Below are 17,884 nucleotides of genomic sequence, written 5' to 3'. Positions count from 1 at the left end.
TTTTTCAACGCTTCCGGCGCGGTCCGCTCGCTTGGACGACCGGGATGGCTTATGGGGGCGCCACGGCCCTTGCAGGAGAGTTCGATGAGCGCGGAACCGGAACAGAAGCAACTCCTTCACCTCGTCCTCGGCGGCGAGCTCGCCTCGCTCGAAGGCATCACCTTCAAGGACCTGGCCAAGCTCGACATCGTCGGCGTCTTCCCGAATTATGCCAGCGCCCACACGGCCTGGAAGGCCAAGGCGCAACAGACCGTCGACCAGGCGCAGACGCGCTATTTCATCGTCCATCTCCACCGGCTGCTCGACCCCGAGACCGCCAAGAGCTGAGCCGGGACGGGCTCTGAGCGACAGGACCTGACGACAGAATCTATGGGTTTTTCGATCCTCAAGACGCGCGTGGCGCAGGAAACGCTCGGCCGGCTGCTGGCCGGCTACCTGCGCCTCGTCCAGCGCACGAACCGGATCGTCTTCGAACCCGCCGACATCTACGACCATGTCCGGCCGGATTTGCCACTCATCTTTGCAATGTGGCACGGCCAGCACCTCATGATCCCCTTCGCCCGGCCGGACTGGATGCCGGCCTGCTCGCTGGTCTCGCGCCATGGCGACGGCGGCTTCAATGCGGTGGCGCTGCGCGAGCTCGGCATCGGCGCGATCCGCGGTTCCGGCGCACTCGGCAAGAAGATCCGCGAGAAGGGCGGCGCCGCCGCCTTCCTCGCCATGGTCAGGCGCCTCGCAGCGGGCGACACCATGGTGCTGACGGCCGATGTGCCCAAGCGCGCCCGCATCGTCGGCCCCGGCATCATCGCATTGGCACGCGCCTCCGGCCGACCGATCCGGGCCGTCGCCGTGGTGACCAGCCGGCGCATCGACTTCAACAGCTGGGACCGCGCCTCGATCGGCCTGCCCTTCGGGCGCTGCGCCATCGTCGTCGGCGAGCCGATCCTGGTCGCGCGCGATGCCGACGAGGCCACGCAGGAAGCCGCACGCCTCGCCGTCCAGGCGAGCCTCGACGATGTCCATGCCCGCGGCTACGCGATCGTCGGCAGCCGTGATCCGGGCGCCGGCCTGCGCGAGAAGCAGCTTGCTGCCGGGGCAGCGGCATGAGCGGCAAGGGCGCGATCCTCAGGACCTATCGCTACGCGACGGCGCTGCTGGAGCCGGCGGCGGCGGGGCTCCTGCTCTGGCGCCGGCGCCGCGGCAAGGAAGACCTTGCACGGCACGCGGAACGGCGCGGCCACGCGAGCGTCAAGCGGCCGAACAAGCCCTTGGTCTGGCTGCATGGCGCCAGCGTCGGCGAGACCGTGACCCTGCTGCCCTTGATCGCCAAATTGCAGAAGCGCGGCTTCGCCGTGCTGGTGACCTCGGGCACCGTGACCTCCGCCAGGTTGATGGCGGCGCGGCTGCCGGGCGGCGTGATCCATCAATACATTCCGCTCGACGTGCCCCGCTACATGCGCCGCTTCATGGATCATTGGCGCCCGGATCTCTGCCTGATCTGCGAATCCGAGATCTGGCCGAACCTGCTGATCGAGGCGCAGCGCCGCGCCATCCCGGTGGTGATGGTCAACGGCCGGATGTCGGAGCGCTCCTTCGCCCGCTGGTACAAGATGCCGAAGACCTCGCGCTTCCTGCTCTCCTGCTTCGAGGCCTGCCTGGCGCAGTCGCAGGGCGATGCCGAGCGGCTGGCCCAGCTCGGCGCACCGCGCGTCAGCGTCGCCGGCAACCTGAAATTCGACGTGCCCGCCCCGCCCGCCGATTCCGATACGCTCGCCATTCTCGACGGCCAGACGACAGGCCGCCCGGTCTGGATCGCCGCGAGCACGCATCCCGGCGAGGACGAACTGGTGCTGGCCGCCCATCTCGCGATCAAGCCTTACCTGCCGAAGCTGCTCACCATCATCGCGCCGCGCCACCCCCAGCGCGGCCCGGAGATCGAGGCGCTGGCAGAGGCGAACGAAGTCGCCGTCTCGCGCCGGGCGACCGGGGGAAGCCCGGAACGGACCATCGATCTCTATGTCGCCGACACCGTCAACGAGCTCGGGCTGTTCTACCGGCTCTCGCAGGTCGCCTTCCTCGGTGGCTCGCTGGTCGAGGGGATCGGCGGGCATAACCCGATCGAGCCGGCCAAGCTCGGCTGCGCGCTCCTGCACGGGCCCTATGTCCACAACAATGCCGAGATCTTCGCGGCCTTCGACCGCGACGGCGGCTCGCGCGAGGCCGCCGATGCACAGGCGCTGGCAGGCGCAGTGCATCGCTGGCTGAACAACCCGGCCGAGGCCCGGCAGGCGGCGCGTGCCGCCGCGCAGACCGCGACCGAACTCGGCGGCGCGCTGAACCGCACGCTGCACGCGATCGAGCCCTTGCTGATGCGGGTCGCGCTCGGCCAGCGCGAGAGCGCGCCCTGATGCTGCGGCGCGCCCCGCGCTTCTGGTGGCGGGAGAAACCCACGCTACTCGCCCGGCTGCTCCAGCCGCTCGGCTTCCTGTACGGCCGGATCACCTTGCGACGGATGCAGCAGCCCGGAGCCGAAGTCGGCCTACCCATCATCTGCGTCGGCAATTTTATCGCCGGCGGCGCCGGTAAGACGCCGACCGCGATCGCCCTCGTCCGCCCGCTCGAAGAACGGGGCGAAAAGCCCTTCGTGCTGATGCGCGGCTATGGCGGCCGGCTTGCCGGCCCGGTCGAGGTCGATGCGGACCGGCATCGCGCGGCCGATGTCGGCGACGAGCCGTTGCTGATGGCGCGCCATGCCCGCACCGTCATCGCGCGCGACCGGGTGGCCGGCGCGAGGCTCGCACGCGGGCTCGGCGCCAGCATCGTCGTGATGGATGACGGCCTGCAGAATCCGTCGCTGGTCAAGCATCTCAAGCTTGCGGTGGTCGATGGATCGAGCGGCATGGGCAACGGGCTTTGCCTCCCGGCCGGGCCTCTGCGCGCACCGCTTGCCGAGCAGTTGAGCGAGACGGACGCCGTCATCATGATCGGTTCGGGCGATCCAGGCGACCGCATCACCGCTGCCGCGCGAGCACAGCAGAAGCCGGTTCTGCACGCCGCGCTCAAGCCAGCGGGCGCCGCCGTCGAGCAGTTGCGCGGACAGAAGATCATCGCCCTGTCAGGGATCGGCCGGCCGGAGAAATTCGCGGCGACGCTGCGAGAAGCGGGAGCAACCATCGTTGCCGAGCAGGCCCACGGCGACCACCACGCCTATGGGCAGGCCGATGTTGCGGCCGCGATCGCAGTCGCGCAGGAGCACTCAGCCCTGATCGCGACGACGGAGAAGGACTGGACCAAGCTCGCATCGCTCTGGCCTGCGGATGCGCGCGGGGCGCTGATCGTGGTACCGGTCTCGCTGGTCTTTGCGGAGCCGGCGGAGATCGAAGGATTGCTGGAGCAGGCCGGGCTCTAACGGAGCCTCGGCGTCATTCCGGGGCTTCGCGTCCCCGCCGTCATGCTCAGGCTTGACCCGAGCATCTCCTGCTAAGCGGGGCTCCTGAGCTCTTCCTTCAAGAGATTCTCGGGTCAAGCCCGAGAATGACGCTCTGCCGTGATCGTGGTTTCCGGGCTCAGGCGCGGCCGGCGCGACGCAGCCTCAGCAGCGCGGCTTCCGATGAGGCATAGGCTTCCTGCCATTCGATCGACCAGTAGCGGAGATCGTCGAGGCGGATCGGCGCGCCCGTCACGGCGCAGCGCACGAAGGCGCCGGGCTTGACGACGCGGAACTCGCCCGGACCGTAGTCGACCACGGCTTCGGGGCCATGAGGCGGAAGACGCTCGCTGATATTCATCAAAATTGCATCAAATCATTGATCGGGAAGCGGAAAGCCGGGATACTCTGGGGCTTGTGATAACCTTCTGGTCGGCGATGTCCAGTCTCCAGCGCCTCGCGGCGTGCCTGATGACCCTTGTGCTGCTCGCAGCTCCGGCCGCCCGTGCCAGTGGCTATGAGCGCGTTGCGATTCCGGCCGACCAGGGAACACTGACGGGCATCCTCTATCTGCCGGCCGGCCAGGGGCCTTTCCCGGCAGTGATCGCCCTGCATGGTTGCGGCGGCTTGTGGCGCGCGCAAGGTCAGCTCTCGATGCGACATGCCGATTGGGGCGAGCGGCTGGCCGGCATCGGCTTCGCCGTGCTGATGCCGGACAGCTTCGGCTCGCGCGGGCTCGGCTCGCAATGCGGGGTGAAGGACCTGACGGTCAGGGCCGGGCGCGAGCGCGTCGCCGATGCGATGGCCGCCCGGATCTGGCTGCAGCAGCGCGACAACATCAAACCCGACGCGATTGCCCTGCTCGGCTGGTCGAGTGGCGGCCTGACCGTGCTGACGGCGATCCGCAAGGAGCGGGCTCCCACCGACGGCAAGCCGGATTTCAAGCGCGCCGCCGCCTTCTACCCTGCCTGCCGGAGCCAGTCGGAATCGCCGAGCTTCTCCGCCCGCATCCCGCTGCTGATCCTGATGGGCGATGCCGACGACTGGACGCCGGCCGCACCCTGCGGACATCTGGCCAAGGCCGCACAAGCGCGCGGCGAGCAGGTCGGCCTCGTGCTTTATCCCGGCGCCCTGCATGATTTCGACCATCCGCGCCTCGAGGTGAAGGAGCGCGAGAACATCGCCTATTCCGCCAGCAGCACCGGCAAGGTCACGGTCGGCACCAATATGGCGGCGCGCGAGGATGCGCTGAAACGGGTCAAGGCCTTCCTGAGCGCGCCTTGAAGTAGAACGGGCGCTCTTCACGAAAACGCGTGTCATCCCGGACGCAGCGAAGCGGAGATCCGGGATCCATGCCTGAACCTCGATCGGAAGCGCTCCGGAATGGATCCCGGGTCAAGCCCGGGATGACGGCGTGTTTCCGCGGACAATCAACAGGTTCTAGAATAGGTCGCCCTGGGTTCCCGATGCCGGTCCCTTGCGAACCGGGCGCGGCGCCGGCGGTTTCGCTCCTCCGGCCTCGCCGCCCGCAACGGTGACGCCGAAGCTGCCATCGGCCAGTTGGACCGAAAGCGCCCTGCCCGGCTGGGCTGCCTCGACGCTGCGGACCAGCGCCCCGGCCTCGTCGCGGATCAGGGCATAGCCGCGGGACAGCACCGCTTCCGGCCCGAGCGAGCGGATCAGCGTCCAGAGCGAGGCCAGGCGGTCGGCACGCCGGTGCAGCGCCTGGCCGAAAGCGCGCTCAGCACGCTCAGCCACAGCGGTTCCGCGTTCGCGGCGCTGGCTCAGGCTCTGGCCGAAAGCGTTGCGGGCCCGCGTTTCCAGCGTGGTGAGGCGATCGCGGGCATTGGCGATCCGGGTGCGCTCGCCGGCGATGGCGTTGCCGCGTGCCGTAGCGAGAACGCGGCCAAAACCGTCAAGGTCAGCCCGCAACTTGGCGAGCCGCACCCGCGGCGAATTATCTGCCAATCGGCGCGAGGCGTTCTGAAGCCGCAATTCATGCGCACGAGCATTGCGGGCCAGCGCAGGCGCCAGCCGCGTCGCGGCGAGATCGAGCCGCTGGCGCGGGCCCGACAGGACCGCTTCCGGCCCCGGCAGGGCGCGGGCGAGCGCCCGCAAATCGCTGCGGCGGCGGTCCGACAGGCGGAGCATCGCGCCGGAATGGCGGCGCGCGAGATCGGCGACGAAGCCCATCAACTCCGCCCTCACCGGCACGACCTTCTCGGCCGCGCCGGTGGGGGTCGGCGCGCGCAGGTCCGCAGCGTGGTCGATCAGCGTCCAGTCAGTCTCGTGGCCGACGGCGGAGACCAGCGGAATCCCGGAGGAAGCGGCGGCACGGACCACCACCTCCTCGTTGAAGCTCATCAGGTCTTCGAGCGAGCCGCCACCGCGCGCGACGATGATGACGTCCGGCCGGGGGATGCGCCCGCCTGCCGGCAAAGCGTTGAAGCCGGCGATGGCATTGGCGACTTCGGCGGCGCTGGTCTCGCCCTGCACGCGCACGGGCCAGACCAGAACATGGCGCGGGAAACGGTCCTCAAGGCGGTGCAGGATGTCGCGGATGACCGCGCCGGTCGGCGAGGTCACGACGCCGATGACGGAGGGCAGATAAGGGATGAGCTGCTTGCGCTCCTCGGCGAAGAGCCCCTCGGCGGCGAGCCGCTTGCGACGCTCCTCCAGCAGCGCCATCAGCGCACCGGCGCCGGCCAGCTCCAGCGAATCGACGACGATCTGGTAGCTCGACTTGCCGGCGAAGGTGGTGATCTTGCCGGTGGCGATAACCTCCAGTCCCTCCTGCGGGCGCGTCTTCAGGCGGCCGAAGACGCCCTTCCAGATCACCGCGTCGATCTTGGCATTGGTGTCCTTCAGCGAGAAATAGACATGGCCGGAAGCGACGGGGCCGCGATAGCCGGAAATCTCGCCGCGCACGCGCACGAAGCCGAAATTGTCCTCGATGGTGCGCTTCAGCGCTCCCGAGAGGTCCGAGACGCTCCATTCCGGCGCATTGCCGGTCGTCTGCTGCGATTCGCTGGTCATGGCCGGACCATAGCGGGATGAAAGAGACAGCAGAAGCGTTGCCCATGGCGCTAGGTGCCGCTATTGCGCCGGTGACGGAGCGGAGAGCGCGATGAAAATTCTTCTGATCGGTTCGGGCGGCCGCGAGCACGCGCTCGCCTGGGCGATTTCGGCCTCGCCGCTCTGCGACACGCTGTTCATCGCGCCGGGCAATCCCGGCACGGCCCATTGCGGCGAGAATGTCGTGATCGATATCGCCGACCACGCCGCCGTCGTCGCTTTCTGCCGGCTGCAGGGCATCGGCCTCGTCGTCGTCGGCCCCGAAGGCCCTCTGGTCGCCGGCATCGCCGACGATCTCAGGGCGGCCGGCATCAAGGTCTTCGGACCGTCCAAGGCCGCGGCCCAGCTCGAAGGCTCGAAGGGCTTCACCAAGGAACTCTGCGCCGAATTCGACATTCCGACCGCCGGCTTCGGCCGCTTCGGCGATGCCGCTTCCGCCAAGGCCTATGTCGCGGCCCAGGGCGCACCAATCGTGATCAAAGCCGACGGGCTCGCCGCCGGCAAGGGCGTGATCATGGCTGAGACCCTGGACGAGGCGAACGAGGCCATCGACATGATGTTCTCCGGCAGCTTCGGCGCGGCCGGGGCCGAGGTCGTGGTCGAGGAATGGATGATCGGCGAGGAAGCGAGCTTCTTCGCGCTCTGCGATGGCAAGCATGCGCTGGCGCTCGCCTCGGCGCAGGACCACAAGCGCGTCGGCGACGGCGATACCGGCCCGAATACCGGCGGCATGGGCGCCTATTCGCCCGCCCCGGTGATGACGCCCGCGCTGACCGAGCGTGTCATGGCCGAGATCATCCGGCCGACGCTCGCCGGCATGGCCAAGCGCGGCATGCCGTTCCAGGGCGTGCTCTTCGCCGGACTGATGATCACGGCGCAGGGGCCGAAGCTGATCGAATACAACACCCGCTTCGGCGACCCCGAATGCGAGGTGCTGATGCCGCGCCTCAAGAGCGACATCGTGCCGGCGCTGCTCGCCGCCTGCGACGGCATGCTCGACCAGGTCGACCTGCGCTGGCGCGACGAGGCGGCGCTGACCGTCGTGCTCGCGGCCAAGGGCTATCCGGCAAAGCCCGAGACGGGCAGCGTCATCCGCGACATCGAGAAGGCCGAGGAGCTGGACGATGTCCTCGTCTTCCATGCCGGCACCAAGCTCTCCAACGGCGATCTCGTCGCCAATGGCGGGCGCGTGCTCAATGTCGTCGCGCTCGGCAAGAGCGTCGGCGAAGCGCAGGACCGCGCCTATGAGGCGGTCGACAAGATCGACTGGCCCGGCGGCTTCTGCCGTCGCGATATCGGCTGGCAGGCGGTGAAGCGCGAGCAAGGCTGACAGCTCGCCATCGCCGGGGCTATGCTCCGGCCATGGCGAACATCGACAGTCTCTTCCCCGGCTTCAAGGCGCACTGGATCGACGGGCCGGTCGGCAAGATCTTCGCGCGCGTCGGCGGCGAGGGCCCGCCGCTGGTGCTGATCCACGGCTTTCCGCAGACCCATGCCGAATGGCATCGATTGGCGCCGGAACTGGCAAAGACCCACACCGTGATCTGCCCCGACCTGCGCGGCTATGGCTGGTCGGCCGCGCCGCATGGTGACGGCGGCCGGGAGACCTATACCAAGCGTGGCATGGGCGAGGATATCGTCACGGTGATGCAGGCGCTCGGCCATATCCGCTTCGGCGTGATCGGCCATGACCGCGGGGCGCGCGTTGCCTATCGTCTCGCCCTTGACCATCCCGGGCGCGTCGAGCGGCTCGTTCTGCTCGACATCCTGCCGACCGTCTCGATGTGGGAAGGCATGAACGCGGCGCGCGCCATGCAGGTCTATCACTGGACCTTCCTGGCCCAGCCCGAGCCGATCCCGGAAAACCTGCTCAAGGCCGACCCGGTCGGCTGGCTCGACCGCACCATCGCGAGCTGGAGCCGGGCGAAGAATCTCGACCTGTTCGACCCGCTGGCGATGCAGTCCTATGCGGAATCCTTCAGCGATCCCTCGCGGACCCACGCGGCCTGCGAGGATTATCGCGCCGGGGCCACCACCGATATCGAGCACGACAAGGCCGATCTCGCGGTGGGCAAGCGCATCCTCTGTCCGACACTCGTGCTCTGGGGCGAGGCCGGTATCCCGGCCAAGGGCGCAAGCCCGCTGGACGTCTGGCGCCAGACTTTCGCGCCACAGGCCGAAGGGCAGGCGATCGACAGCGGCCATTTCCTGCCGGAGGAGAACCCGCAGGCGACGCTCGCGGCGCTGAAGCCGTTCCTGGCGCAGGCTTCAGCCTGAGCCGATCCACGGGAACAATCGGCATGCCACGTTCCCGCCCCTCCGAAGCGCCGCCAAGCGGAAGCGCGCCCGAGATCGCGCTCGTGCTCGGGGCCGGTGGAGCGCGGGGCCTGAGCCATATCGCCGTGCTCGAAGCCTTCGACGAACTCGGCCTCAGGCCCGCGCGAATATCCGGCTGCTCGATCGGCGCCATCATCGGCGCGGCCTATACCGCCGGGCTTTCCGGCCGGGAGTTGCGGGAGCATGTGCTGTCGACCTTCCGCGACCGGGCGCGGGTGATCGCGCGCCTGCTCGATTGCCGCGTCGGCAAGCTCGCCGATCTCGTGCGCGGGCTCGGTAATCCCGTATTGATCGATGGCGAAAGGCTGCTCGACCTGTTCTGGCCAGAGGCGGTGCCGGATCGGTTCGAGGAATTGTCGATCCCATTCACGGCAATCGCGGCGGACTATCACCGCCACACCGTGGTCGCGCTGCATGATGGACCGTTGACGCCGGCCGTCGCGGCCTCGCTCGCCATCCCCGGGCTGGTACGGCCGGTCGCACTCGGCGGGCGCGTGCTGATCGACGGCGGCGCCATCGATCCCCTGCCCTATCGGGAGTTGCTGGCGCCCGGCCGCATCGTGGTCGCGGTCGATGTCAGCGCTCCCATGGCCGAGCCCGGCGAAGCCCGCATTCCCGGCGCCATGGAGGCGCTCGTCGGCGCATCGCAGATCCTGACCCGCACGCTGGTCCAGCGCCAGATCGAGCAGGAGCCGCCGGACATCCTGATCCGTGCGGGAGCCGACCGCATCAGCGGACTCGATTTCTTCAAGGCGAAGGCGATCCTTGCGGCGGCAGAGCCGATCAAGGACGAGGTCAAGCGAGCGCTGGCTCGCGCTCTCGAAGCGCAGGGCTGATCGGCTCCGGCGCATCGCAACGGAAGCCCGGCAGCGCGGCCTCCAACACCCCTCGCCCCTCATCCGTCAGGATGACGGCGCGGCTGTCCTTGCGGCGGCGGACCCAATCCATCTCGAAGCAGCGGCAGGCCAGAGCGGCGGCGAGATGGCCGGCCAAGTGCGGCCGGCGCTCGCTCCAGTCGAGGCAGGGGCGCAAGGCGGCGCGGCGGCTCCTGGCGGTGGCGTCAGGATCAAGACCTAGTGCCCTGAAGATCGCCTTGCCTGAGGCGGTCAGCGCGTAGCCACCCTCGCTGGCGGCGAGATGGCCGCCAGCCATCAGCGCATCGTGGATGCCGATACCGAGCCGGCCGGCGAAATGGTCGTAGCAGGTGCGGGCCTGGCTCAGTTCGGCGCCGACACGGGACAGCAGGCGCCGGCTGGTGCCGTCAAGATTGGCCAGCACCATCAGCCCTTCGAGCGCCGTCGCCACTTCAGGCCCGGCGAGCCGGAAATAGCGATGGCGCCCCTGCGCTGCGACATCGATCAAGCCGCCTTGCATCAGCTTGGCGAGGTGGCCGCTCGCGGTCTGCGGCGCGATACCGGCGATCCAGGCGAGCTCCTTGGCCGTCAGCGCGCGCCCATCCATCAGCGCGTGCAGCATGTTGGCGCGGGCCGGATCGCCCATCAGATGGGCGATCTCTGCGAGATAGGGACCTTGGGTGCTCATGGTTACATGATGCGCCATCCCGCCATCGCCGCAAGCGGGAACGCTACGGCGCCGGCCGTAGCATCGGGCCGCGACAGCCGCCTGCGGCAATGCCACAAGCAGGGCATGGACAACACAGCTCTCCTCATCTTCGTCACCGCGACCTTCGTGTTCGCCGGCTTCGTCAAGGGCGTGATCGGGCTGGGATTGCCGACCATCGCGGTCGGCATTCTCGGCGTGGTGATGGCGCCGGCGCAGGCCGCGGCGCTGCTGGTCGTACCCAATCTGGTCACCAATGGCTGGCAGATCGCGACCGGACCCAAGCTGCTTTCGACCTTGCGCCGGCTCTGGCCGATGCTCGCGACCATCTGCCTGGGCACCTGGGCCGGCGCCGGGCTTCTGCAACAGCAGAAGGACGGCTCGGCCACGCTCTGGCTGGGCGCGGCACTCATCCTCTACGCGCTGGTCGGCCTGAAGGCGGCGAAGCTGCGCGTGCCGCCTCACTGGGAGGGCTGGCTCGGCCCGGTCATCGGTTTCACCACCGGCGTCGTCACGGCCGCGACCGGCGTCTTCGTGCTGCCGGCCGTGCCCTATCTGCAGGCGCTCGGCTTCGACAAGGACGAGCTGGTGCAGGCGCTCGGCATCTCCTTCATCGTCTCGACGCTGGCGCTGTCCTTCGGGCTGATCGGGGCGGGCGCGCTCAACGGCACCGTTGCCTGGCAGTCGCTGCTGGCGCTCGTCCCGGCCCTGATCGGCATGGGCGGAGGGCAGTTCATCCGCAGCCGCATCTCGCCTGCGACCTTCAAGATCTGCTTCTTCGCCGGCCTCCTGGCGCTCGGAACCTATCTCTGCTGGCGCAGCCTCGGCTGACGGCCTTAACCGGGCGCTAACCATACGGGCGCAGCCTCGACCGCCAGCAACGGGAGCGCCTCACATGGATGCCTTCACCATGGTCATCATGGCCTGCGTCGCCGGCGAGGCGCATTGCGCCACCAGCCGCGTCAGCGAAATGGGCTTCACCACGGCGCAGGCCTGCGAGGCGCGGATCGACGACATCGCTCGCACGATGACCAAGGAATTCGGCAAACGCCCGGAATTCAAGGGGCGACAGGTGACCTATGACGTCTCCTGCATGGACCGCGCGCAGCTCTCGGCGAAATTCGGCATCGCCTCGTCGGATACGTGAGCGTCAGCGCCGCTCGCGGAAGAAATCCCGGAGCAGCGCCGCGGCTTCCGTCTCGCGCAGGCCGCCATAGACCTCCGGCACATGGTGGCAGGTCGGGCTCTCGTAGAGCCTGACGCCGTTCTCGACCGCACCGCCCTTCGGATCGCCCGCGCCGAAATAGAGCCGCCTGATCCGGGAAAACGAGATCGCCGCCGCGCACATCGGGCAGGGCTCGAGCGTGACGTACAGATCGCAGCCGATCAGGCGCTCGCTGCCGATCGCTTCGCAAGCCAGCCTGAGCGCCAGCATCTCGGCATGCGCCGTCGGGTCCTTCAGCTCCAGCGTGCGGTTGCCGGCCTGGCCGAGCACCACACCGTCGCGCAGCACCACCGCGCCGACCGGCACCTCGCCGCGCGAAGCGGCAGCCTTCGCCTCGTCGAAGGCGAGTGCCATCGCGTCGATCGTGGATGAGTGTTGCGGCAGCGACATCGAAAACCCCAGCTTTGGCGCTCGCAGCAAGGGAAAGCCTCTGCTACAAGCGCCGGTTATAGCGAATAAGCGAGCCAGGCCTTTCCCGCAAAGCGGTTGTGCTCGGCCGGCTCAGGAGCAGCCATGAAAGACGACGACAACAACAGAGGCCGCGGCCCGCGCAAGGGTGGCGGCGCCGGCGGCCGTGGACCCGGCTCCGGTGGCAAAAGCTTCGGCGGCAAGCCCTTCGGCACCCGTGCAGGCGGGGAAGGTCGCGGACCCGCGCGCGACGGCGAGCGCAAGCCCTTCCGCAGCCGCCCGGCCGGCGATGATCGCCCCGCCCGTGACGGTGAGCGCAAGCCCTTCCGCGGCCATTCAGCCGGCGACGAGCGCCCGGCCCGCCGCTTCGAGCGCCCTGCCGGCAGCGAGGGCGAAGCCGCCCGTCCGCGCCGTTTCGATGGCGACAGGCCGACCCGCTCCAGGACCGAAGGCGAAGGCCGTGGCTTCCGCGAGCGGACCAGTGATGAACGCCCGCAGCGTCCGGCACGATCCGGTGAGCGCCCCTTCGCCGGCCGTGACCGGCCGCAGGGCGACCGGCCGCCACGTGGCGAGGGCCGCGATGGCGAGAAGCGCTTTTCGCGCCCGCGCGCGCCGCGCTTCGAGGGGCAGGATGATCGTCCGCGCCGTCCGCGCGAGGACGCGCCCGAGCGCAAGCTGATCACGGCGGAGGAGCCGGAGCGGATCGCCAAGGTGATGGCGCGGGCCGGCGTCGCCTCGCGTCGCGACAGCGAGGCGATGATCGCGGAAGGCCGCGTCAGCGTGAACGGCACGGTGCTGGACAGCCCGGCCCTCGACGTCAAGCCGACCGATATCGTGCTGATCGACGGCGAGCCCTTGCCGGCCCGTGAGCGCACGCGGCTGTGGCTCTATCACAAGCCCCGCGGCGTCGTGACGACCAATTTCGACCCGGAAGGCCGCCCGACCGTCTTCGACGTGCTGCCGGAAGACCTGCCGCGCGTATTGACCATCGGCCGGCTCGACATCAACACCGAAGGCCTGCTGCTGCTGACCAATGATGGCGGGCTGGCGCGGGTTCTGGAGCTGCCGGAGACCGGCTGGCTCCGGCGCTACCGCGTGCGCGCCTTCGGGGAGGTGACGCAGGATGTGCTCGACACGGTCAAGGACGGTGTCACCATCGACGGCATCCAGTACGGACCGGTGATCGCCCGCTTCGAACGCCAGCAGGGCTTCAACACCTGGCTGACGGTCGACCTGCGCGAGGGCAAGAACCGCGAGGTCAAGACCGTTCTCGAGCATCTCGGGCTGACGGTGAACCGGCTGATCCGCATCTCCTTCGGGCCGTTCCAGCTCGGCGAGCTCGAAGAGGGCGAGGCCGACGAAATCCGCTCGCGCGTGCTGCAGGACCAGCTCGGCAGCGAGCTTACGGCCAAGGCCGGCGCCGATTTCGAATCGCCGCGCCGCGATGCCCTGCCCACCGCACCGCGCCCGGCTCCGGCCGGCGACGATCGCCCGCGACGCCGCCGCGACGAAGCCGGCCGGGACGACGAGCCCGCCCGCGCGCCGCTGCGCGGCGACAAGCCCTGGACCCGCACCGTCTGGCGCGATGCCGAAACCGAGCCGCAGCGCGAGCGCAAGGCTCCGCCGCGCCGCGGTGCCGATCCGAAGCTGGAGCGGCAGGAGCGCGAGGCCACCGGCGACGTCAAACGCCGCCGCGACACGCCGATCGCCGACCCGAAGGGCCGGCGCGTGCTGGTCGAGCGCGTCCGCGCGCCCGTTTCGGAAGAGCGCGCCGCTCCGGAACGCGAGAGCAAGCGCCGCCCCGACCGCAAGCCGCGCCAGGAACGCGGTGCCCAGGAGCGCGGTGGCGACGAGGCGCGCGCACCGCGTTCCTTCGAGCGCTCTGGTGGCGACGACAGGCCGGCACGGCGCCCGCGCCGCGAGGACGACGGTCGCGACCGCGGCGGCGATCGCCCTTGGGAGGATCGCGCTCCGCGTAGCGAACGTCCCGAGCGTGCTCCACGCGACGGCACTGAGCGCCCTGCCCGTGCCTTCCGCGAGCGTTCGGCCGAAGATCGGCCGCGTGGCCGCAGCTTCGGTGACAAACCGGGTGGCAAGAGCTTCGGGGGCCGTTCCTCGGAGCGGCCGGCAGGCGGTGGACGCCCGTTCGGCGGCAAGCCGGGCGGCGGTCGGCCGGGTGGTGGCAAAGGCCCACGCCCCGGCGGCGGCGGCAGAGGCCCCCGTCCCGGTGGCGGCAACCGCAGCTAAGCGATGCGGATCGTCGGAGGACGCCTGCGCGGCCGGCCATTGGCCGGCCCGAAACCGGGGATCGGCAGCATCCGGCCGACCTCGGACCGTCTGCGCGAATCCCTGTTCAACGTGCTCGCCCATGCCTATGGCGAGACGGTCGACGGCGCGCGCGTGCTCGATCTCTTCGCCGGAACGGGCGCGCTCGGCTTCGAGGCCTTGTCGCGCGGCGCGGGTTTCGCGCTGCTCGTGGATGACGGCACCGAGGCACGCGGCATTATCCGCGAGAACCAGATGGCTTTGGGGCTTGCCGGCTTCAGCCGCATCTTCCGCCGCGACGCGACCAAGCTCGGCACGATCACCGGCATGGCCCCCTTCGGCCTCGTCTTCTGCGATCCGCCCTATCGCAAGGGGCTGGGCGAGAAGGCGCTGATCTCGGCCCGCGAGGGCGGCTGGCTGGCGCCGGATGCATTGATCGTTCTGGAAGAGGCCGCAGATGCCGAGATCAGCCTGCCCGAAGGCTTCGAGGAGCTGGAACGGCGAGGTTATGGCGAGACGCAGGTCGTGATGCTGCAGGTCAAGGAATAGGCCTCCATACGGCGCCGCAGGCCGGCAGAGAGTTCTGCGTCTGACCGCAGGCAGAGCTTCCGAAGCTCGCCACGCTTCAAGCGGCGCGGCAAGCTTGTTTTCGGAAAGCGCCACCGTAGGGGCTGGCCGGAAGTGCGCTTCGCGCCCGGACGCCAAGGGCGTATTCTAGCTTCAATTGCGGCACTGCCGGATCTGCGAGCCCATGTCGGGCGTTGTGGCGATACGGAGCCTCGCAGCTGGAGCCAGGGCCAGCTCTCAGGAGCGAAAACGATGTCCGGACATGCTCTTCTGAACGCGCAGACCGTCGAGGACTGCATCATCGACCAGGACTGGGAGCGCTACACCGCCGAGGACCACGCCATCTGGCGTGTATTGTTCGAGCGCCAGCAGCGGACCCTGAAGGGCCATGTCTGCCAGGAATATCTCGACGGCCTTGCAGCGCTCGGCATCGGCCCCGAAGGCGTGCCGGATTTCGCGCGCATGAACGAGCGGCTGCGGCGGCTCACCGGCTGGGAGGTCGTGGCGGTTCCGGGGCTGATCCCGTCGCGCCCCTTCTTCCAGATGCTGGCCAACCGCCAGTTTCCGGCCGGCACCTTCATCCGCAGCCGCGAGCAACTCGACTATCTGGAGGAGCCCGACGTCTTCCATGATGTCTTCGGCCACGTGCCGCTGCTGACCAACCCCGCCTATGCCGACTACATGAACGAGTACGGCCGCATCGGGCTTGTCGCGGTCGAGACCAAGGGGGTGAAGTTCCTCGCCCGCCTCAACTGGTACACCATCGAATTCGGGTTGATCCGCAAGCCCGAGGGCATCCGCATCTATGGCGCGGGCATCGTCTCGTCCTTCGGCGAGGCGAAATATGTGGTGGACGATCCTTCCGCCCACCACCTTGCCTTCAATCTCGAGCGCGTGCTGCGCACCGGCTATTACATCGACGATTTCCAGGCGAGCTATTTCGTCATCGACCGCTTCGAGCAGCTGTTCGACCTGCTCAGGCGCAGCGATTTCGCCACCCGCTTCGACGAACTGCGTACCCAGCCGACCCACACGCCCTTCGAGATCCTGCCGCAGGACGTGGTCGTCCGGAAAGGCAGCGGCCATTTCTGGCGCGATTTCCCGACAACGAAGACGAAGCTGAAGTGAGGTTGAAGCCGAGCCGTAGCTTGGGTCGGCAACAGACGCCGACGCCTCACCGCCGCCCGAACAGCCGCTCGATATCCGACAGCTTCAGTTCGACATAGGTCGGCCTGCCGTGGTTGCACTGGCCGGAATTGGGCGTGACCTCCATTTCGCGCAGCAACGCGTCCATCTCCTCGGGGCGCATGCGGCGGCCGGCACGGACCGAGTTGTGGCAAGCCATCGTCGCCAGGACATGGTCGAGCCGGCGCTCCAGAGAGCCCGCGCCTGAAGAAACTTGGCCGTGCTCGGCGAGCGCATCGGCGACGTCGCGGACAAGACGCTGGAGATTGCCGCCGGCGAGCTGGCTCGGTGCCTCGCGCACCAGCACCGCGCCGGGGCCGAAGGATTCCAGCACGAGGCCGAGGCTTTCGAGCTCGCCGCCCGCCGCGATCAACCTGTCGGCATCGACGGGGTCGAGCTCGACCACTTCCGGCAGCAGCAGAGGTTGGCGGGCGATGCCGTTGCGGGCGCGCTCGGCCTTGAGGCGCTCATAGACGAGGCGCTCATGGGCGGCGTGCTGGTCGACGATGACGACACCCTCGCGGGTCTGGGCGACGATATAGGTCTCATGGACCTGGGCGCGAGCGGCGCCGAGCGGCCGGTCGAGCGCATCGGCCGAAGGCTCGGCGAGATGGGCGCGGGCGTCGGCGGAGGACGCGGCGAAATCGGCGAAGCCGGATTGCGGCGCGCTCGCCGGGGTTGAGGCCGCGGCGTTCCAGCCCGGCGCCTGCGGAAAGTTCGGGCGCGGGATCGCGTTGCCGCCGCCGCCCATCGAGAGCACGGCGCGGAAGGCATCGAGCGTGCGGGCGCCGCCCGTCGTGGTGGCGCGGTGGCCGGCGGCGGCGAGCGCCGCCTTCAGGCCGGAAACGACGAGGCCGCGCACCAGAGCGGGGTCGCGGAAGCGCACCTCGCTCTTGGCCGGGTGGACGTTGACGTCGACCGAGCGCGGATCGCAGCCGACATCGAGAAAGAGCACCGGGTGCCGGTCCGAGGGCACGACATCGGCATAGGCGCCGCGTACCGCCGAGAGCAGCAGCTTGTCGCGCACCGGGCGGCCGTTGACGGCCAGATGCACGCCGGCAGAGGTGCCGCGATGGAAGGTCGGCAGACCGGCAAAGCCGGAGATGCGGAAGCCCTCGCGCTCGGCCTCGATCTTCAGCGCATTGTCGGGGAAATCGCGTCCAAGCGCGCGGCCGAGACGGCGCAGCAACCCCTCCTCGCCGATCGGCTCGGCCGGCCAGTCGAAGGCGCTGACATGCTCGCCCTCCAGCGAGAAACGCACCTCGGGATGGGCGATGGCGAGGCGGCGCAGCATCTCGGAGACGGCCTGCGCCTCGGCGCGGTCGCTCTTCAGGAATTTGAGGCGGGCCGGAGTGAAGATGAAGAGGTCCGAGACCTCGATACGGGTGCCCGGCGCGGCGGCAACGGGGCGGACGACGCCTTTCTCGCCGGCCTCGACGACGAGGCGGGAGCCCTGCGCGGCATCGCGCCGGCGCGTCGCGATCGACAGCCGGGCGACCGAGCCGATCGAGGGGAGCGCCTCGCCGCGGAAGCCGAGCGTGTCGATGGCGAAGAGATCGCCGTCGGGGAGTTTCGAAGTGGCATGGCGGTCGACGGCGAGTTCGAGGTCTTCCGGCGTCATGCCGGCACCATCGTCGACGACGCGGATCAACTCGCGGCCGCCCCCCTGGATGGTGACTGCGATGGCGCGCGCGCCAGCGTCGATCGCGTTCTCGACGAGTTCCTTCACGGCGGCGGCCGGTCGCTCGATCACCTCGCCGGCGGCGATGCGGTCGACCAGGACGGGATCGAGGCGGCGAACGGTCATGGTGCTCTGGCGGTCATCGGAAAACAGG

Annotated in this window: 18 protein-coding genes; 13 read left to right on the top strand and 5 right to left on the bottom strand. The window is 69.2% G+C overall.

Going from position 1 to position 17,884, the window contains the following annotated elements; genetic code table 11:
• The first annotated feature begins 84 nt into the window (after nucleotides 1-84).
• The 4 genes from FHT98_RS18850 to lpxK are packed head-to-tail and all read left to right on the top strand — an operon-like array spanning nucleotide 85 to nucleotide 3,409.
• Nucleotides 85-327, top strand: a complete 243-nt coding sequence (locus tag FHT98_RS18850; protein WP_082617077.1) for a DUF4170 domain-containing protein — start codon at nucleotides 85-87, stop codon at nucleotides 325-327.
• Between the two features lie 42 nt (nucleotides 328-369).
• The gene (locus tag FHT98_RS18845) at nucleotides 370-1,107 is read left to right on the top strand and encodes a lysophospholipid acyltransferase family protein (protein ID WP_142114913.1); all 738 of its coding nucleotides are present in this window, start codon (nucleotides 370-372) and stop codon (nucleotides 1,105-1,107) included.
• Complete coding sequence (locus tag FHT98_RS18840; protein ID WP_142114912.1) at nucleotides 1,104-2,408, top strand: 3-deoxy-D-manno-octulosonic acid transferase; 1,305 nt, start codon at nucleotides 1,104-1,106, stop codon at nucleotides 2,406-2,408. Before FHT98_RS18845 ends, FHT98_RS18840 begins: the two co-directional genes overlap by 4 nt.
• Complete coding sequence (gene lpxK / locus FHT98_RS18835) at nucleotides 2,408-3,409, top strand: tetraacyldisaccharide 4'-kinase (RefSeq protein WP_142114911.1); 1,002 nt, start codon at nucleotides 2,408-2,410, stop codon at nucleotides 3,407-3,409. Before FHT98_RS18840 ends, lpxK begins: the two co-directional genes overlap by 1 nt.
• A gap of 157 nt (nucleotides 3,410-3,566) precedes the next feature.
• On the opposite strand, the gene FHT98_RS18830 is transcribed toward lpxK, so the two are convergent.
• The gene (locus FHT98_RS18830) at nucleotides 3,567-3,788 is read right to left on the bottom strand and encodes a DUF2093 domain-containing protein (RefSeq protein ID WP_061964934.1); all 222 of its coding nucleotides are present in this window, start codon (nucleotides 3,786-3,788) and stop codon (nucleotides 3,567-3,569) included.
• A gap of 110 nt (nucleotides 3,789-3,898) precedes the next feature.
• Here FHT98_RS18830 and FHT98_RS18825 point away from each other — a divergent pair, with 110 nt between their 5' ends.
• Nucleotides 3,899-4,711, top strand: coding sequence for a dienelactone hydrolase family protein (locus tag FHT98_RS18825; protein ID WP_248309255.1), 813 nt, complete (start codon nucleotides 3,899-3,901; stop codon nucleotides 4,709-4,711).
• A 156-nt stretch (nucleotides 4,712-4,867) separates the two neighbouring features.
• Here FHT98_RS18825 and xseA read toward each other — a convergent pair whose 3' ends face one another.
• Entirely contained in the window at nucleotides 4,868-6,463 is a 1,596-nt protein-coding gene (gene xseA / locus FHT98_RS18820; RefSeq protein WP_142114909.1) for an exodeoxyribonuclease VII large subunit, read from the bottom strand.
• A 91-nt stretch (nucleotides 6,464-6,554) separates the two neighbouring features.
• Between xseA and purD the strand changes: the two genes are divergently transcribed.
• The 3 genes from purD to FHT98_RS18805 are packed head-to-tail and all read left to right on the top strand — an operon-like array spanning nucleotide 6,555 to nucleotide 9,675.
• On the top strand, nucleotides 6,555-7,832 hold the full coding sequence (gene purD, locus FHT98_RS18815; RefSeq protein ID WP_142114908.1) for a phosphoribosylamine--glycine ligase: 1,278 nt from the start codon (nucleotides 6,555-6,557) through the stop codon (nucleotides 7,830-7,832).
• Between the two features lie 32 nt (nucleotides 7,833-7,864).
• Complete coding sequence (locus tag FHT98_RS18810) at nucleotides 7,865-8,779, top strand: alpha/beta fold hydrolase (RefSeq protein ID WP_142114907.1); 915 nt, start codon at nucleotides 7,865-7,867, stop codon at nucleotides 8,777-8,779.
• Nucleotides 8,780-8,802: 23 nt separating this feature from the next.
• Entirely contained in the window at nucleotides 8,803-9,675 is an 873-nt protein-coding gene (locus FHT98_RS18805) for a patatin-like phospholipase family protein (protein WP_142114906.1), read from the top strand.
• On the opposite strand, the gene FHT98_RS18800 is transcribed toward FHT98_RS18805, so the two are convergent.
• A complete protein-coding gene (locus FHT98_RS18800; RefSeq protein ID WP_142114905.1) occupies nucleotides 9,635-10,381 on the bottom strand; it encodes an ArsR/SmtB family transcription factor in 747 nt (248 codons plus the stop codon). The two genes, FHT98_RS18805 and FHT98_RS18800, sit on opposite strands and share 41 nt — an antisense overlap.
• A gap of 105 nt (nucleotides 10,382-10,486) precedes the next feature.
• On the opposite strand from FHT98_RS18800, the gene FHT98_RS18795 reads away from it, so the two are divergent.
• Nucleotides 10,487-11,230 carry a sulfite exporter TauE/SafE family protein gene (locus FHT98_RS18795; RefSeq protein WP_142115818.1) on the top strand — a complete coding sequence of 248 codons (744 nt, stop codon included), beginning with the start codon at nucleotides 10,487-10,489 and terminating at the stop codon, nucleotides 11,228-11,230.
• 64 nt (nucleotides 11,231-11,294) lie between these two features.
• Nucleotides 11,295-11,546 carry a hypothetical protein gene (locus tag FHT98_RS18790; RefSeq protein WP_061964945.1) on the top strand — a complete coding sequence of 84 codons (252 nt, stop codon included), beginning with the start codon at nucleotides 11,295-11,297 and terminating at the stop codon, nucleotides 11,544-11,546.
• 3 nt (nucleotides 11,547-11,549) lie between these two features.
• Here FHT98_RS18790 and FHT98_RS18785 read toward each other — a convergent pair whose 3' ends face one another.
• Nucleotides 11,550-12,014, bottom strand: a complete 465-nt coding sequence (locus tag FHT98_RS18785) for a nucleoside deaminase (RefSeq protein ID WP_248309254.1) — start codon at nucleotides 12,012-12,014, stop codon at nucleotides 11,550-11,552.
• A gap of 123 nt (nucleotides 12,015-12,137) precedes the next feature.
• On the opposite strand from FHT98_RS18785, the gene FHT98_RS18780 reads away from it, so the two are divergent.
• From FHT98_RS18780 to phhA, 3 genes are all read left to right on the top strand, one after another.
• Nucleotides 12,138-14,279: a pseudouridine synthase gene (locus FHT98_RS18780; protein ID WP_142114904.1), complete on the top strand. Its 2,142-nt coding sequence runs from the start codon at nucleotides 12,138-12,140 to the stop codon at nucleotides 14,277-14,279.
• A 3-nt stretch (nucleotides 14,280-14,282) separates the two neighbouring features.
• Complete coding sequence (rsmD, locus tag FHT98_RS18775; RefSeq protein ID WP_061964949.1) at nucleotides 14,283-14,846, top strand: 16S rRNA (guanine(966)-N(2))-methyltransferase RsmD; 564 nt, start codon at nucleotides 14,283-14,285, stop codon at nucleotides 14,844-14,846.
• Between the two features lie 270 nt (nucleotides 14,847-15,116).
• Complete coding sequence (phhA, locus tag FHT98_RS18770; protein ID WP_142114903.1) at nucleotides 15,117-15,992, top strand: phenylalanine 4-monooxygenase; 876 nt, start codon at nucleotides 15,117-15,119, stop codon at nucleotides 15,990-15,992.
• 46 nt (nucleotides 15,993-16,038) lie between these two features.
• Here phhA and mutL read toward each other — a convergent pair whose 3' ends face one another.
• On the bottom strand, nucleotides 16,039-17,856 hold the full coding sequence (gene mutL, locus FHT98_RS18765; protein WP_142114902.1) for a DNA mismatch repair endonuclease MutL: 1,818 nt from the start codon (nucleotides 17,854-17,856) through the stop codon (nucleotides 16,039-16,041).
• Between the last annotated feature and the right edge of the window lie 28 nt (nucleotides 17,857-17,884).

Source organism: Allobosea sp. AK1, from assembly GCF_006714945.1.
GTDB lineage: Bacteria > Pseudomonadota > Alphaproteobacteria > Rhizobiales > Beijerinckiaceae > Allobosea > Allobosea robiniae.
This window is presented reverse-complemented; position numbering and strand designations above follow the sequence as displayed.